General features: G+C 48.1%; 11 protein-coding genes and 1 pseudogene. 11 read left to right on the forward strand and 1 reads right to left on the reverse strand.

Features of this window, described 5'->3' with window-relative positions; all coding sequences use genetic code 11:
• Nucleotides 1-25: 25 nt before the first annotated feature.
• The 10 genes from DER53_RS09790 (at nucleotide 26) to DER53_RS09835 (ending at nucleotide 11678) form a co-directional block, all read left to right on the forward strand.
• Entirely contained in the window at nucleotides 26-1330 is a 1305-nt protein-coding gene (locus DER53_RS09790) for a solute carrier family 23 protein (RefSeq protein ID WP_062753630.1), read from the forward strand.
• A gap of 178 nt (nucleotides 1331-1508) precedes the next feature.
• The gene (locus tag DER53_RS09795) at nucleotides 1509-2438 is read left to right on the forward strand and encodes an aspartate carbamoyltransferase catalytic subunit (protein WP_015863379.1); all 930 of its coding nucleotides are present in this window, start codon (nucleotides 1509-1511) and stop codon (nucleotides 2436-2438) included.
• Nucleotides 2401-3684, forward strand: a complete 1284-nt coding sequence (locus DER53_RS09800) for a dihydroorotase (RefSeq protein ID WP_062753459.1) — start codon at nucleotides 2401-2403, stop codon at nucleotides 3682-3684. The genes DER53_RS09795 and DER53_RS09800 overlap by 38 nt, the downstream gene beginning before the upstream one ends.
• Entirely contained in the window at nucleotides 3685-4779 is a 1095-nt protein-coding gene (locus DER53_RS09805; RefSeq protein WP_062678253.1) for a carbamoyl phosphate synthase small subunit, read from the forward strand.
• Nucleotides 4772-7969 carry a carbamoyl-phosphate synthase large subunit gene (gene carB, locus DER53_RS09810; protein WP_062753457.1) on the forward strand — a complete coding sequence of 1066 codons (3198 nt, stop codon included), beginning with the start codon at nucleotides 4772-4774 and terminating at the stop codon, nucleotides 7967-7969. Before DER53_RS09805 ends, carB begins: the two co-directional genes overlap by 8 nt.
• Nucleotides 7966-8739 carry a dihydroorotate dehydrogenase electron transfer subunit gene (locus DER53_RS09815; RefSeq protein WP_062753455.1) on the forward strand — a complete coding sequence of 258 codons (774 nt, stop codon included), beginning with the start codon at nucleotides 7966-7968 and terminating at the stop codon, nucleotides 8737-8739. Before carB ends, DER53_RS09815 begins: the two co-directional genes overlap by 4 nt.
• Nucleotides 8736-9677 carry a dihydroorotate dehydrogenase gene (locus DER53_RS09820; protein WP_062753453.1) on the forward strand — a complete coding sequence of 314 codons (942 nt, stop codon included), beginning with the start codon at nucleotides 8736-8738 and terminating at the stop codon, nucleotides 9675-9677. The genes DER53_RS09815 and DER53_RS09820 overlap by 4 nt, the downstream gene beginning before the upstream one ends.
• Nucleotides 9649-10368 (forward strand): orotidine-5'-phosphate decarboxylase, encoded by a 720-nt coding sequence (pyrF, locus tag DER53_RS09825; protein ID WP_015863385.1) that lies wholly within the window; start codon nucleotides 9649-9651, stop codon nucleotides 10366-10368. Before DER53_RS09820 ends, pyrF begins: the two co-directional genes overlap by 29 nt.
• On the forward strand, nucleotides 10365-10988 hold the full coding sequence (gene pyrE, locus DER53_RS09830; protein ID WP_062753451.1) for an orotate phosphoribosyltransferase: 624 nt from the start codon (nucleotides 10365-10367) through the stop codon (nucleotides 10986-10988). The genes pyrF and pyrE overlap by 4 nt, the downstream gene beginning before the upstream one ends.
• Before the next feature lie 126 nt (nucleotides 10989-11114).
• Nucleotides 11115-11678 (forward strand): Uma2 family endonuclease, encoded by a 564-nt coding sequence (locus DER53_RS09835; RefSeq protein ID WP_062753449.1) that lies wholly within the window; start codon nucleotides 11115-11117, stop codon nucleotides 11676-11678.
• A gap of 42 nt (nucleotides 11679-11720) precedes the next feature.
• Here DER53_RS09835 and DER53_RS09840 read toward each other — a convergent pair.
• Nucleotides 11721-13434 (reverse strand): annotated as a pseudogene (locus DER53_RS09840) (Rqc2 family fibronectin-binding protein).
• A 104-nt stretch (nucleotides 13435-13538) separates the two neighbouring features.
• Between DER53_RS09840 and DER53_RS09845 the strand changes: the two are divergent.
• Nucleotides 13539-16211, forward strand: coding sequence for a calcium-translocating P-type ATPase, SERCA-type (locus DER53_RS09845; RefSeq protein WP_062753445.1), 2673 nt, complete (start codon nucleotides 13539-13541; stop codon nucleotides 16209-16211).
• Nucleotides 16212-16222: the final 11 nt, after the last annotated feature.

Here is a 16222-nt window from a genome sequence, read left to right on the forward strand (position 1 = left end):
GCAAAAGAAGAAAGGAGTTTTTACGATGAACAAACCTGTGTTAGATATTCAAGACCGGCCATCGCCGATGCAATGGTTAACCCTTAGTTTACAACATTTGTTCGCCATGTTCGGGGCGACGATTTTAGTGCCTTATTTAGTTGGATTAAGCCCGTCGATCGCACTCATTTCCAGCGGGCTCGGAACGCTTGCTTTTCTCATGATCACGAAATGGCAGGTTCCTGCATACCTCGGTTCATCGTTCGCTTTCATCGCTCCGATTATTGCAGCAAAAACAGCGGGAGGGCCAGGAGCGGCGATGATCGGCAGCTTTCTGGCAGGACTTGTGTATGGCATTGTGGCGCTCGTCATTAAAAAGGCTGGCTACCGGTGGATTATGAAGCTATTGCCTCCAATTGTCGTCGGACCGGTGATCATTGTAATCGGTCTTGGATTGGCGAATACCGCTGTGAATATGGCGATGAACAACCCGGATGGAAAATACAGTTTCACATACTTTTCGGTTGCGCTTGTCACACTTGCGGCAACGATCATTTGCTCGGTTTTTTTGCGCGGCATGCTCAGTTTAGTTCCGGTGCTAGCAGGGATTATCGCCGGTTATGTATACGCGCTTATCGTTGGGGTTGTTGATTTCTCGAAAGTCGTGGAAGCAAAATGGTTTGAAATGCCGGATTTTCTCCTTCCATTTGTCGATTATCCAGTTCACATCACGTGGGACATTGTGCTGCTAATGGTGCCAGTCGCGATAGTGACGCTATCCGAACATATCGGACACCAGCTTGTGTTAAGCAAAGTTGTCGGACGCGATTTAATTCAAAAACCGGGTTTGCATCGCTCGATTTTAGGAGATGGTACAGCGACGATGATTTCTGCGCTTATCGGCGGACCGCCAAAAACAACGTACGGCGAGAACATCGGAGTATTGGCGATTACGCGGGTCTATAGCGTCTACGTGTTAGCAGGTGCGGCGATGATTGCGATTATCTTTGGATTTATCGGAAAAGTAACGGCGCTTATTAGCTCGATTCCAACCCCGGTGATGGGAGGCGTGTCGATCTTGTTGTTCGGAATTATCGCCTCTTCGGGCTTGCGCATGCTTGTCGATAGCCGCATCGATTTTGGAGACACACGCAACTTAGTCATCTCTTCTGTTATCTTAGTCATTGGAATTGGCGGCGCGGTGTTAAAAGTGACAGAACAATTCCAAATTCAAGGTATGGCGCTTGCGGCAATTATTGGTGTCCTCTTAAACCTTATTTTACCGGGGCGCCCGGAAGTAAACGAAAATATGTTCGAAGTAAAAGAAAATAGTAACGATCATGTGGCATAACTGCACCTTTTAATTAAGTCCCGAGAGACTTAAAAGGGTGTTACGACGAGAAGGAAAAAGGTAGATCGTTGTCTGGAAAGACGAAAGTTGCTTTCTGGTCCCTTTTTGCGAACTGTGTAACACCCTGTCTCTAGGCAGGGTGTTTTTTTATGAGAAATCAAGCAAAGGAGAGAAAACGATGGCACATTTGTTTACATTATCTGAACTGTCCGTCACGGAAATTATCCGATTATTAGAGGATGCGGAGCAATTTAGAAAAGGACATTTTTGGCGTCCGCCTGAACCGATGTTTATCGCCAATTTGTTTTTTGAACCAAGCACACGGACAAAATGCAGCTTTGAAATGGCGGAACGGAAACTAGGGCTTCACGTGATTCCGTTTGATGCCGATATGTCGAGCGTACAAAAAGGAGAAACATTGTACGACACGGTCCGCACGCTTGAGGCGATCGGGGTAAACGCGCTTGTTATTCGTCATTCGCAAGATGCGTATTTTGAAGAGCTTCGTCATACGGTCCGCACTCCCATCATTAACGCTGGTGACGGCTGCGGGCATCATCCGACGCAATCGCTCTTAGATTTGCTCACCATCCGGCAGGAGTTTGGCACATTTGCCGGGCTGACTGCAGCAATCATCGGGGATATTCGTCACAGCCGCGTAGCCCGCTCTAATGCCGAAGTGCTGACAAGACTCGGAGCGAAAGTGTTATTTTCGAGTCCCGAAGAATGGAAAGATGAAGCAAATCCATATGGTACGTATGTAGATATTGATACAGCGGTAGCGGAGGCGGATGTCATCATGCTGCTGCGCATCCAGCATGAACGGCACGCGGAAAAAATGGGGCTGACAAAAGAACAGTATCATGAGCGCTATGGACTGACGATAAAGCGGGCGAAAAAGATGAAAGCAAACAGCATTATTTTGCATCCGGCGCCAGTCAATCGCGATGTCGAAATTGAAAGCAGCCTTGTTGAATCGGAACGCTCGCGCATTTTTAAGCAAATGGAAAACGGAGTCTATGTGCGGATGGCTGTGTTAAAACGAGCAATCGAAGAAGGGAGAATGGCCAATGGCAATTATTTTGAAAAATGGCAAGTCGTTCAATAAAGATGGTGTGATCGAACGGACAGAACTAAAAATCGAAAATGGATTTATTACCGCCATCGGCTCCAAGCTTCACAGTGAAGAAGCAGACGAAGTTATCGATGTACAAGGGAAGTTGATATCAGCCGGATTTATCGATTTGCATGTTCACCTGCGCGAACCGGGCGGCGAAGCGAAAGAAACGATTGCCACCGGAACGCTGGCAGCAGCAAAAGGTGGTTTTACCACAGTGGCGGCAATGCCGAATACGCGACCAGTGCCGGATACGAAAGAACAAATGGAATGGCTTTGCAAGCGGATTCGCGAAACGGCTTATGTCCATGTGCTTCCATATGCGGCCATTACGGTCGGCCAGCAAGGAACAGAGCTGACCGACTTCGCCGCATTAAAAGAAGCGGGTGCGTTCGCGTTTACCGATGACGGGGTAGGCGTGCAGTCTGCCGGCATGATGTATGAAGCGATGAAGCGGGCTGCTGCACTAGATATGGCGATTGTCGCCCATTGCGAAGATAACACGCTGGCGAATCGCGGTGTGGTGCATGATGGCGAATTTGCGCACCGCTACGGGCTATATGGAATTCCATCCGTATGCGAATCGGTACATATCGCACGTGATGTGCTATTAGCGGAAGCAACAGGATGTCACTACCATGTGTGCCATATTAGCACGAAAGAATCGGTCCGCGTTGTCCGCGATGCAAAACGGGCAGGAATTCGCGTCACCGCGGAAGTGACGCCGCATCATCTTCTTTTATGCGATGAAGATATTCCAGGCCCTGACGCGAATTATAAGATGAATCCGCCGCTTCGCAGCAAAGAAGACCGCGAGGCGTTAATCGAGGGGCTGCTTGATGGCACGATCGACTTTATCGCAACCGACCATGCCCCGCATACGGAAGCGGAAAAACAAAAAGGAATCAATGCCGCCCCGTTTGGCATTGTCGGTTTGGAAACGGCGTTTCCGCTCCTTTATACCCACTTGGTCGAAACGAACATATTGACACTGAAGCAGCTGATTGATTTGCTGACGGTGAAGCCGGCTGAATGCTTCGGCTTGCCGCTTGGAAAGATTGCTGTCGGCGAGCGGGCGGATATTACGATTATAGATTTAGAGACCGAAGAAGTAATTGATCCACAGACGTTTGTATCCAAAGGGAAAAATACTCCATTTGCCGGTTGGAAATGTAAGGGTTGGCCGGTGATGACGTTTGTCGGCGGAAAACTAGTTTGGCAGAAAGGAAGAGAATAAATGAAACGGCAGCTTGTATTAGAAGACGGTACGTTTTTTATCGGCGACGCGTTTGGCAGCACGGAAAAAATGGTTGGAGAAGTGGTGTTTAACACGGGAATGACCGGTTATCAAGAAATTTTAACCGATCCTTCTTATTGCGGACAAATTGTAACAATGACGTATCCGCTCATCGGCAATTATGGCATTAATCACGATGATTTTGAATCGATTGAACCGCATGTTCATGGTTTCATTGTTAAAGAAGTGTGCGACTCACCATCCAATTGGCGAAACGAAATGACGCTCGATCAGTATTTAAAAGAAAAACGGATCCCGGGGTTATCAGGAATCGATACGCGAAAATTAACGCGGATTATTCGAAAATATGGTACGCTCAAAGGAATGATCTGCGATTTAGATGCAAGCGTGCAAGAGGTTGTCGAATACTTGAAAACAACGGAACTGCCGAGAGATCAAGTGAAGCGCGTCTCGACAAAAAGCCCGTATCCAAGCCCGGGGCGAGGCTATCGCGTCGTCCTCGTTGATTTCGGCATGAAACATGGCATTTTGCGCGAATTAAATAAACGAAATTGCGATGTGATTGTGCTTCCATATAACGCGACCGCGGAAGATGTATTACGTTTGCACCCGGACGGAGTAATGTTATCAAACGGTCCTGGAGACCCGAAAGATGTGCCGGAAGCGATCGAAATGATTCGAGGCATTCTCGGCAAAGTGCCGCTCTTTGGCATCTGCCTCGGCCATCAGCTGTTCGCGCTCGCCTGTGGCGCCGATACGGAAAAAATGAAATTCGGCCATCGCGGCTCAAATCATCCAGTGAAGCATTTGGCGACGGGAAAAGTAGCGATCACTTCACAAAATCATGGCTATACTGTCAAAAAAGAATCATTGCAACACACAAGATTAGAAGTAACCCACATCGCTTTAAACGACGGCACGGTAGAAGGATTGCGGCATCTTGATTATCCGGCGTTTACGGTGCAATACCACCCGGAAGCCTCACCTGGTCCTGAGGATGATAACTCGTTATTTGATGAGTTTATTGAGATGATTCGCGAGTTTAAAAAGAAAGGGGAAATCGTTCATGCCTAAACGCCAAGACATTGAAACGATTTTAGTGATCGGTTCCGGCCCGATTGTCATCGGCCAGGCGGCGGAGTTTGATTATGCGGGCACACAGGCATGTTTGGCGCTAAAGGAAGAAGGATACAAAGTTATTTTAGTTAACTCCAATCCAGCAACGATTATGACCGATACGGAAATTGCCGACAAAGTATATATGGAGCCGCTCACGCTCGAATTCGTTTCTCGCATTATCCGCAAAGAACGTCCGGACGCGATTTTGCCGACACTTGGCGGACAGACTGGGCTAAACTTGGCGGTCGAGCTTGCTAGAACGGGGGTGCTCGCAGAATGCGGCGTTGAAATTTTAGGAACAAAATTAGAAGCAATTGAAAAAGCGGAAGACCGCGAACAATTTCGCGCGCTCATGAACGAACTTGGCGAACCGGTTCCGGAAAGCGAAATTATTCATAGCTTGGAAGAAGCATACGCTTTCGTGGAAAAGGTCGGCTATCCGGTTATCGTCCGCCCGGCGTTTACGCTCGGCGGCACTGGCGGCGGCATTTGCAAAAACGAGGAAGAATTGATCGATATCGTTTCTACTGGGTTAAAACTAAGCCCTGTTCATCAATGCTTGCTAGAAAAAAGCATCGCGGGCTATAAAGAAATCGAGTATGAAGTGATGCGCGACGCCAACGATAACGCGATCGTCGTCTGCAATATGGAAAATATCGATCCGGTCGGCATTCACACCGGCGATTCGATCGTCGTCGCTCCAAGCCAAACGCTAAGCGACCGCGAATATCAATTGCTGCGCAACGCGTCGCTAAGAATCATTCGCGCTCTTGGCATCGAAGGCGGCTGCAACGTGCAGCTGGCGCTCGATCCGCATAGCTTCCATTACTACGTTATTGAAGTCAACCCGCGCGTCAGCCGCTCATCGGCGTTAGCGTCGAAAGCGACGGGCTATCCGATTGCCAAGCTCGCCGCGAAAATTGCCGTTGGCTTAACGTTAGATGAAATGATTAACCCGGTGACAGGAAAAACGTACGCCTGTTTTGAACCAACGCTCGATTACGTTGTGACGAAAATTCCGCGCTTTCCGTTCGATAAATTCGAATCGGCCAACCGCCGTCTTGGCACGCAAATGAAAGCCACAGGCGAAGTGATGGCGATCGGACGGACGCTAGAAGAGTCACTGTTAAAAGCGGTTCGCTCCCTTGAGACGAACGTCTACCATCTCGAACTTAAAGATGCCGAAAATGTATCAGATGAGTTAATCGAAAAGCGGATTCGCAAAGCGGGAGATGAACGCCTCTTCTATATTGCCGAGGCGCTTCGCCGCGGTTTTACTGTCGAGCAAATTCACGAGTGGAGCCAAATTGACCGATTTTTCTTAACCAAAATCGAAAACATCGTCCGCTTTGAAAACGTTGTTCGTGACTATAAGGGGGATATCGAAGTACTGCGAAAAGCGAAAGAAATGGGCTTTTCCGATGTCGCCATCGCCAAGCTTTGGAACAAGAGTGAGCGCGATGTGTATGAGATGCGCAAACAAGCAGGAATCATTCCTGTATATAAAATGGTGGATACATGCGCGGCGGAATTTGAATCAGAAACGCCGTATTACTACAGCACGTACGAAGACGAAAACGAATCGGTCGTCACCGACCGAGAAAGCGTCGTTGTGCTCGGCTCAGGACCAATTCGCATCGGGCAAGGGATTGAATTCGATTATGCGACCGTTCATTCGGTCTGGGCGATTAAAGAAGCGGGCTATGAGGCGATTATTATCAACAACAATCCGGAAACGGTGTCGACCGACTTCAGCATATCGGACAAATTATATTTCGAGCCGTTAACCATTGAAGATGTGATGCATGTCATTGATTTAGAAAAGCCGATCGGGGTTATCGTGCAATTCGGCGGCCAGACGGCAATCAACTTGGCGGCCGAATTAGCGGCGCGAGGCGTCCGCATTTTAGGAACGTCGCTTGAGGACTTAGACCGCGCCGAAGACCGTGACAAATTTGAACAAACGTTATCGGAGCTAGGCATTCCGCAGCCGCAAGGAAAAACGGCATTTTCCGTCGAGGAAGCGGTGCGGATTGCTGAGGAAATCGGCTATCCGGTGCTTGTTCGTCCATCGTATGTTCTTGGCGGCCGCGCAATGGAAATCGTGTATCAAGAAGAAGAGCTATTGCACTACATGGAGCACGCCGTCAAAGTGAACCCGCAGCATCCGGTTCTCATCGATCGTTATTTAATCGGAAAAGAAATCGAGGTGGATGCGATTTCTGACGGAGAAACGGTGTTTATCCCGGGAATTATGGAACATATCGAACGGGCGGGCGTGCATTCCGGCGACTCGATTGCCGTTTATCCGCCGCAAACGTTAACGGAGGACATCAAGCAAAAAATCGTCGATTACACGATTAAATTGGCAAGAGGATTGCGCATTGTTGGATTATTGAATATCCAATTTGTTATGTATCAAGGCGAAGTGTACGTGCTGGAAGTAAATCCGCGTTCAAGCCGCACGGTGCCGTTTTTAAGCAAAATTACCAATGTGCCGATGGCGAATATCGCGACGAAAGTCATTTTAGGAGCGAAACTCGCGGAACTTGGCTATGAAACAGGCTTGAGGCAAGAAAGCGAAGGAGTATACGTGAAAGCGCCGGTCTTCTCATTTGCCAAACTGCGCAACGTCGATATTTCGCTCGGTCCGGAAATGAAATCAACCGGCGAAGTGATCGGCAAAGACGTGACATTTGAAAAAGCGTTATATAAAGGGTTAGTTGCTTCGGGAATCCATATTCGTCCATACGGAGCTGTCCTATTGACGGTTGCCGATAAAGATAAAGAAGATGCGATTGAACTTGCAAGACGTTTCTATCAAATTGGCTATCAGCTGCTCGCGACAAACGGCACGGCGGAAGCGTTAAAAGCGGCGGACATTCCGGTAACCGTCGTCAATAAAATCCATTCCGCATCGCCGAACATTTTAGATGTGATTCGTCAAGGGAAAGCGCAAGTTGTCATCAACACGCTTACAAAAGGAAAACAGCCGGAAAGCGATGGATTCCGCATTCGCCGTGAAGCGGTCGAAAACGGCATTCCATGCTTAACCTCGCTGGATACGGCGAAGGCGATGCTTCAAGTCATCGAATCGATGACGTTTTCGACAACGGCGATGACACAAGGGATGGTGCGCGTATGATGAAACAAGAACAAATGACGGTTGTCCGTCACAAGCCGATTGCAAAAAACATTTACGAACTAACGTTAAGCGGCCATTTAGTTGAGGAAATGAATGCACCAGGCCAATTTGTCCATGTGAAAGTGACTTCGCAAGCGGCCCCGCTTCTGCGCCGTCCGCTTAGCCTTTGCCGCATCGATCAAAATGCGAGGGAATGTACGCTCATTTACCGGAAAGAAGGAATTGGCACGACATTGCTTTCGGAAAAACGGCCTGGGGAAACAATTGACGTGCTCGGCCCGCTCGGAAACGGATTTCCACTCGATGCCGTAGAGAAAGGACAGCGCGCGCTTCTTGTCGGCGGCGGCATCGGTGTTCCTCCGCTTTACGAATTAGCGAAACAACTTGTCAAAAAAGGAGTTATCGTCACAAGCGTGCTCGGCTTTCAAACGAAAGAGGTCGTCTTTTATGAACGGGAGTTTGCCGAGTTCGGAGAAACGTATATCGCTACTGTCGATGGCTCTCACGGAACGAAAGGATTTGTCACCGATGTCATCCATGAGCGGGCGATTTCGTTTGACGTCTTGTACGCGTGCGGGCCGAAACCGATGTTAAAGGCGCTAGAACAAATGTTTCCAGATAAAGAAGTATATCTTTCATTAGAAGAACGGATGGGTTGCGGCATCGGCGCGTGTTTTGCCTGTGTCTGCCGCGTTCCTGGCAGTGAAACGGCGTATAAAAAAGTATGCAGCGACGGTCCTGTGTTTAAAGCCGGGGAGGTGGTGTTATGAACCGTTTAGCGGTCGAACTGCCGGGGCTTTCGCTTAAAAATCCGATTATGCCGGCATCAGGATGTTTCGGATTTGGCCGCGAATATGCGCAATTTTATGACTTAAGCAAGCTTGGCGCGATTATGATCAAAGCGACAACAAAAGAACCGCGCTTTGGCAATCCGACGCCAAGAGTGGCGGAAACGCCAAGCGGAATGCTAAACGCCATCGGTCTGCAAAACCCTGGCTTAGAAAAAGTAATGAAAGAAGAACTGCCGTGGCTTGCGCAATTTGATGTTCCGATTATCGCGAATGTGGCTGGCTCGACGATGGAGGAATATGTAGAGGTTGCCAAACATATTTCCAAAGCGCCAAATGTTCACGCGCTCGAGCTCAATATTTCCTGTCCAAATGTCAAAAAAGGCGGCATTGCGTTTGGCACCGTTCCGGAAATTGCCGCAGAACTCACGAAGCTCGTGAAAGAAGTGTCCGAAGTGCCTGTCTATGTCAAGCTTTCGCCAAACGTCACCAACATTGTCGAGATGGCGAAAGCGATTGAAGCGGCGGGAGCGGACGGACTAACGATGATTAATACACTTCTTGGCATGCGCATCGATGTGAAAACGGCAAAGCCGATTTTGGCGAACCGAACCGGGGGATTATCGGGACCGGCGATTAAGCCGATTGCGATCCGCATGATTTATGAAGTAAGCCAAGCCATTTCGATTCCGATTATCGGCATGGGCGGCATTCAATCTGCTGAAGATGTCATTGAGTTTTTCTATGCCGGCGCCAGCGCCGTCGCAATTGGGACGGCGAATTTTATCGACCCGTTTGTCTGCCCGAACATTATTGACAAACTGCCGGCGCTTTTGGACGAGCTTGGCATCGACCACATTTCCGAATGCATGGGAAGGAGCTGGAAAAAAGGTGAACGATCCGTTTATTGTGGCGCTTGATTTTTCGTCGGGCAAGGAAGTACGAACATTTTTACAGCCATTTTCTCATACATCGCTATTTGTCAAAGTGGGCATGGAATTATACTATCAAGAAGGTCCCGCGATCATTCATAGCTTAAAAGAACAAGGACACCGGATTTTCCTTGATTTAAAGCTGCATGATATTCCGAATACGGTCAAACGCGCCATGCAGGGATTGGCCCGTTTAGAGGTCGATTTAGTCAACGTCCATGCCGCCGGTGGAACGCGGATGATGGAAGCGGCGCTCGAAGGATTAGAAGCGGGAACGCCAAACGGAGCGCGCCGTCCATATTGCATCGCCGTCACGCAGCTGACAAGCACAAGCGAGCAAATGCTGCATAACGAACTTTGGATCGGCCGGACAATGGAAGAAACGGTGCTTCATTACGCGGCACTGGCGAAACAAAGCGGGCTTGACGGGGTCGTCTGCTCGGCAAAAGAAGTGCCGCTTATCCGCAAACATTGCGGAGAAGCCTTTTTGACCGTTACCCCAGGCATTCGCTTTGCCGATGATGAAAAAAACGATCAAGTCCGCGTCGTCACCCCATATGAAGCAAAAAAACTCGGCGCAAGCTTTATTGTCATCGGTAGAAGCATTACCCGCGCAGAAAATCCAATTGCGGCTTATGAGCGTTTGCAACAGGAATGGAAGGGAGAAGAGAAGAAATGAAAAAAGAAATCGCTGCACATTTGCTTGAAATCGGTGCGGTATCGCTAGAGCCGCAAGAACCGTTTACCTGGTCGTCCGGATTAAAATCGCCGATTTATTGCGATAACCGTCTTACACTTGCGTATCCGAACGTACGAAACGCGATCGCCGATGGGCTCACTAAGCTGATCCGCGCACATTTTTCCAACGTCGAAGCAATCGCCGGAACGGCCACAGCCGGCATTCCACATGCGGCATGGGTGAGCGAACGTCTGAACTTACCGATGTGCTACGTGCGCAGCCAAGCAAAAGGCCACGGAAAAGGAAAGCAGATTGAAGGAAAAGTCGACAAAGGACAAAAGGTCGTTGTCGTTGAGGACTTAATTTCTACAGGCGGAAGCTCTTTGAATGCCGTCCGCGCATTGCGGGAAGCAGGCTGTCAAGTACTTGGTATCGTCGCCATTTTTACGTACGGACTCGAAAAAGCAAAACAAGCATTTGTGGAAAATAACGTAGAAGTGTATACACTGACAGATTACGACACACTTATTGAAACCGCAGTCGAACTGGGCGTCGTGACAGAACAAGACCTCACCGCTTTAAGAAAATGGCGGGAAAACCCGGAAGAGTGGGGAAAATAAAATGGATGCGAGTAAGAGAGCGCACAGCGGAACGCGCTCTTTTTTTCATGATCCCGCTCCGCTCTTTTGCTTAAGGAGAGCAGGTAATATAATAGAAGTATATAAGAGAGGAAAAGAGGGATTATGATGTCCTTACCGCGATTTTCCAACGTTTCGTATGAAGAATATTTAGCGCTGCGGGAGAAAAGCGAAGACCGCTTGGAATATATTGACGGCGTCGTGTATATGACTCCTTCCCCAAGCATTAAACATCAGCTTGTTTCGAGCAATATTCATACGCAGTTCGGAATTTATTTGAAAGGGGAAAAGTGCAAAGTATTTGCCGCGCCGACAGACATCGAGTTAGTTAGCGAGAAGTTTCCTGATCGAAAAGTGGTCATTCCCGACCTTAGCATTATTTGTGATGAAAAAGGGTTTACCGAGACGAAATATATCGGTGTTCCTACACTGATTGTGGAAATATTAAGCCCTTCCAATCAGGCGCATGATTTAGTGACAAAGTTTAACTTATATATGGCCTACGGTGTGAAAGAATATTGGATTGTGAATCCGATGAAGGACGCGATTACGGTTTATACGTTAAATGAGGAAGGATTATATGAACAAGCCGATATCAAAGCAGGGACGGGCGTTGTCCAATCGGTTTGTTTTCTGGGATTGGCATTAAATCTCGAAGAAATATTCACATAAAGAAATACCTCCCAACACGAAGCGTGGGAGGTATTTGTTCGGTTATTGTTTTTTCATCCGGATCACCAAGTCCTCATCCGGCGTGACGTAAATCGTTTGCTGGTTTTCGTAAATCACAAAACCCGGTTTGGCGCCGCTCGGTTTTTTCACATAGCGGACGCGCGTGTAGTCGACGGGAACGGAGCTCGATTGGCGCGCTTTGCTGAAGTAGGCGGCGAGGTTGGCCGCCTCCGCAATCGTTTGCTCAGACGGGTTTTTGCTGCGGATGACGACGTGTGAGCCGGGAATGTCTTTCGTATGCAGCCAAATCTCGTCTTTATGCGCTAGTTTTGTTGTTAAATAATCGTTTTGCTTGTTGTTTTTCCCAACCAGAATTTCCGTGCCGTCGCTTGCGACGTAGCGATCCAGCTCGATCTTCCGCGGTTTTTGCTTTTTCGTTTGTTTCGTGGCGCGCGCCCGCAAATATCCTTGTTCGATCAACTCCTCGCGAATTTCCTCGACATCTTTCGGCGCAGCGGTTTCCAGCTGCTGGAGAAGCGTATTGAAATAAGCGATTTCCTCGTTCGTGCGCTTAATTTGTTCTTGGACGATGTTTAACGAGTTTTTCGCTTTTTGGTATTTTTGAAAATAGCTTTGCGCGTTTTCCGACGGCGATTTTTGCGGATCGAGCGGAATCGTCACCGTCGCGCCGTTTTCGTCGTAATAGTTGATCACTTCGATTTCTTTCATTCCCCGCTCGATAGCGTACAGGTTAGCGGTTAACAGTTCCCCGTAAAGCCGATATTGTTCCGCTTGTTTTGCCTCCTCTAATGTTTGTTTCAGCTTGATCAGTTTTTTTTTCATTTTTCGCTTTTTCGTTCGCAATAAACCGCTCGAGATCGTGAGCTTGCTGTTTCACGCGGTCGCGCTCGGCTTTGCCAAAGTAAAAGCGGTCAAGAAGCTCACTAAGCGTATCAAACGGCTTTGCTTCTACCTGCAAATGGGTAAGCGGAAGCGCGTAAAACCATTCTTTTTCCCCATTTGTATACATCGCGGGAGCAAAGCGATTGGCGCGCACTTCATCCATCAACGAGATAAAGCTTTTTGGAAGTGTTGCCCGATTCGCAAGCCCGGCGCGAAAAACGATTTCTTTTGCTAAGAGCGGCGAAATGCCCGAAAATGCAGCAACGAGCTGCTCCGCTAATTTCCCCGCATGAAAATCAATTTTTTTCAAGACTGTTTCTTCGGTTGCTTCAAGCGGATTTATTTTCCCGTGCGATGGCGGTGCGATGTACTCATGGCCAGGAAGCACCGTACGATACCGGTTGACGGCAGGGGAGAGGTGTTTAATGCTGTCGATAATCGTGTTTGTATCTTTGTCGATCAAAATAATGTTGCTATGCCGTCCCATAATTTCGATGATGAGCTGTCTAGTATGGATATCGCCAATCTCGTTTCTCCCTTTTGTCTCAATAGTGATGATGCGGTCGAAATCGACTTGGCGGATCGCTTCGATGATGCTTCCTTCTAAATGTTTGCGCAAAAGCATACAAAACATCGGCGGTTCTGCCGGATTGTCATACGTTTCATTCGTTAAATGAACGCGCGCATAGCTCGGATGCGCAGACAGCAGCAATTTATAATTTCGCCCGTGCGAGCGGATTTGCAATACGAGTTCGTGGGCAAACGGCTGATGAATTTTCGTGATGCGCCCTCCTTCAAGCGCTTGTTGCAACTCTTTTGTCATTGCGTATGTAAATACTCCATCAAATGCCATGGAAAAACACCTTTCTGCTTATTTTTTACATTAATATCATATCATTTTTTTGGACATGTCTGAATAAGCTTTCATAGAGAAGCGAAGAGGAGGGAGAAACGTCGATGCAATGGCATACGCTCGCATCCAATGAAGTCGCGAAGGAAACGAACACGAACATCGCTACAGGATTAACGACAGAAGAAGCGAAAAAGCGTCTGAAACGGTTCGGATATAACGAGTTAAAAGAAGCGAAAAAACAGTCGGCGCTTTTGTTGTTTTTGAATCAGTTTAAAGATTTTATGGTGCTTGTGTTGCTGGTTGCTACCGTTATTTCGGGACTGCTAGGCGAATATGTCGATGCGGTTGCCATCATTGTTATTGTCATCATGAACGGATTTTTAGGATTTTTCCAAGAACGGCGTGCCGAGAAATCATTAGAGGCGCTGAAACAATTATCGGCACCGCAGGCGACGGTGTTGCGCGATGGGGAATGGGTGAAAATTCCATCGCAAGAACTTGTTGTCGGCGATATTATCAAGTTTTCAAGCGGAGACCGAATCGGAGCCGATGTTCGCTTAATTGATGCAAAAGGGCTGGAAATCGAAGAATCGGCGCTAACGGGTGAGTCGGTGCCAACGGCGAAATCAGCCGCACCGCTTATGAACGAAAATGCTGCGATTGGTGATTTACATAATATGGCTTTCATGGGCACCCTTGTAACAAGAGGAAGCGGCGTTGGCATTGTGATTGCAACGGGAATGAAAACGGCGATGGGACAAATCGCGAATCTGCTTCAAGAAGCGGAAACGGTGATGACTCCGTTGCAGCACAGGCTCGAGCAGCTTGGGAAAATTTTAATTGCTGTTGCCCTGCTGCTTACGATTCTCGTTGTCGCAGTCGGTGTCATTCAAGGGCACGGCTTATATGAAATGTTTTTAGCAGGTGTTTCGCTAGCGGTTGCCGCGATCCCAGAAGGATTGCCAGCGATTGTAACGATTGCGCTCGCGCTTGGTGTGCAGCGGATGATTAAGAAAAACGCGATTGTACGCAAATTACCGGCTGTAGAAACGTTAGGATGCGCTTCTGTCATTTGTTCCGACAAAACAGGAACAATGACGGAAAATATGATGACGGTGACGCATATTTGGGCAAGCGGGAAAAGCTTTTCAGTCAGCGGTACAGGGCTTGAAACATCCGGGCAATTTTATGAAAACGGCCATCCTGTTGATCCAAGAAAGGATACAGTCTTACATCAATTGCTTACGTTTGGAGTTCTTTGCAATAGTTCACAATTAAGAGAAAAAGAAAAACGCCGTTACATTGACGGCGATCCGACCGAAGGCGCTTTGCTTGTCGCCGCGATGAAGGCGGGATTGACGAAAGAACGCATCGAAAACGAATTTACCGTGGAGCAAGAATTTCCGTTTGATTCGGACCGGAAAATGATGACGGTCATTGTGAAAGATAAAGCAGGCAAACGATTCATTGTGACAAAAGGAGCCCCAGACGTATTGTTGCAAGTGAGTAAGCAAATTTGGTGGAACGGCCGTGAGCAAATGATGACAACGGCATGGAGAAAGACTGTAAAAGATGTCATCCATCAAATGGCGAGCCAAGCGCTCCGCACGATTGCGATTGCTTATCGCCCGCTTCAAGCTTATGAGCGAATTACTTCAGAAAAAGAGGCCGAGAAAAATCTCGTGTTTATCGGAATTCAAGGAATGATCGACCCGCCGCGCCCAGAAGTGAAAAAAGCGGTGCAGCAGTGCAAGGAAGCGGGCATTAAAACAATCATGATCACTGGTGATCATGTGCTTACCGCCAAAGCGATTGCCAAGCAGCTTGGGGTGCTGCCGCCGAACGGAAAAATAATGGACGGCCCAACGTTGTCGCGGCTTTCGGTAGATGAACTTGAAGAAGTAGTCGATGATATTTATGTATTTGCCCGCGTTTCTCCGGAACATAAATTAAAAATTGTAAAAGCATTGCAACGGCGAGGGCATATTGTATCGATGACGGGCGACGGCGTGAACGATGCCCCGGCAATTAAGGCGGCCGATATAGGTGTGGCGATGGGACGGTCCGGAACGGATGTTGCGAAAGAAGCGGCTTCGCTTGTGTTATTAGATGATAATTTCGCAACGATTCAAGCGGCGATTCAAGAAGGAAGAAATATTTACGAAAACATTCGCAAATTTATCCGCTATTTGTTAGCATCCAATGTTGGAGAAATTTTAGTCATGTTGTTTGCGATGCTGCTTGCTTTGCCTCTTCCGCTTGTGCCGATTCAAATTTTATGGGTGAACCTCGTTACCGACGGTCTTCCGGCGATGGCGTTAGGGATTGACCGCGCGGAAGAAAATGTAATGAAACGTCCTCCGCGCCATCCGAAAGAAGGGGTGTTTGCTCGCGGACTTGGCTGGAAAATTGTCAGCCGCGGCTTTGCCATCGGAATGGTGACGTTGGCGGCGTTTATGACCGCGTATGAACGAAGCGGGCATGAGCTTGTTTATGCACAGACGGTGGCGTTTGCGACGTTAGTGATGGCGCAGCTTATTCATGTATTTGACTGCCGGTGTGAGCGCTCGATTTTTGACCGCAATCCGCTTGAAAATATATACCTTGTTGGAGCAGTCATCATATCAATATTGTTATTGCTTGTCGTGATTTACTATCCACCGCTGCAGGGAATTTTTCATACCGTGCCGATCGCTTCGTTTGATTGGCTGCTCATTATTGGTTTAGCGGCACTTCCAACATTTTTGTTTTCCGGTTCACTTTTTACGAGAAAATGAAAAAGAGATAT

The organism is Parageobacillus toebii NBRC 107807, from assembly GCF_003688615.2.
GTDB lineage: Bacteria > Bacillota > Bacilli > Bacillales > Anoxybacillaceae > Parageobacillus_B > Parageobacillus_B toebii.

Excerpts from the sequence above, each read along its gene's own strand:
- DER53_RS09795 (WP_015863379.1), top strand. The coding sequence starts at position 1,509 with ATGGCACATTTGTTTACATTATCTGAACTGTCCGTCACGGAAATTATC.
- DER53_RS09815 (WP_062753455.1), top strand. The coding sequence starts at position 7,966 with ATGATGAAACAAGAACAAATGACGGTTGTCCGTCACAAGCCGATTGCA.
- DER53_RS09835 (WP_062753449.1), top strand. The coding sequence starts at position 11,115 with ATGTCCTTACCGCGATTTTCCAACGTTTCGTATGAAGAATATTTAGCG.
- carB (WP_062753457.1), top strand. The coding sequence starts at position 4,772 with ATGCCTAAACGCCAAGACATTGAAACGATTTTAGTGATCGGTTCCGGC.
- pyrE (WP_062753451.1), top strand. The coding sequence starts at position 10,365 with ATGAAAAAAGAAATCGCTGCACATTTGCTTGAAATCGGTGCGGTATCG.
- DER53_RS09820 (WP_062753453.1), top strand. The coding sequence starts at position 8,736 with ATGAACCGTTTAGCGGTCGAACTGCCGGGGCTTTCGCTTAAAAATCCG.
- DER53_RS09790 (WP_062753630.1), top strand. The coding sequence starts at position 26 with ATGAACAAACCTGTGTTAGATATTCAAGACCGGCCATCGCCGATGCAA.
- DER53_RS09845 (WP_062753445.1), top strand. The coding sequence starts at position 13,539 with ATGCAATGGCATACGCTCGCATCCAATGAAGTCGCGAAGGAAACGAAC.
- DER53_RS09805 (WP_062678253.1), top strand. The coding sequence starts at position 3,685 with ATGAAACGGCAGCTTGTATTAGAAGACGGTACGTTTTTTATCGGCGAC.
- DER53_RS09800 (WP_062753459.1), top strand. The coding sequence starts at position 2,401 with ATGGCAATTATTTTGAAAAATGGCAAGTCGTTCAATAAAGATGGTGTG.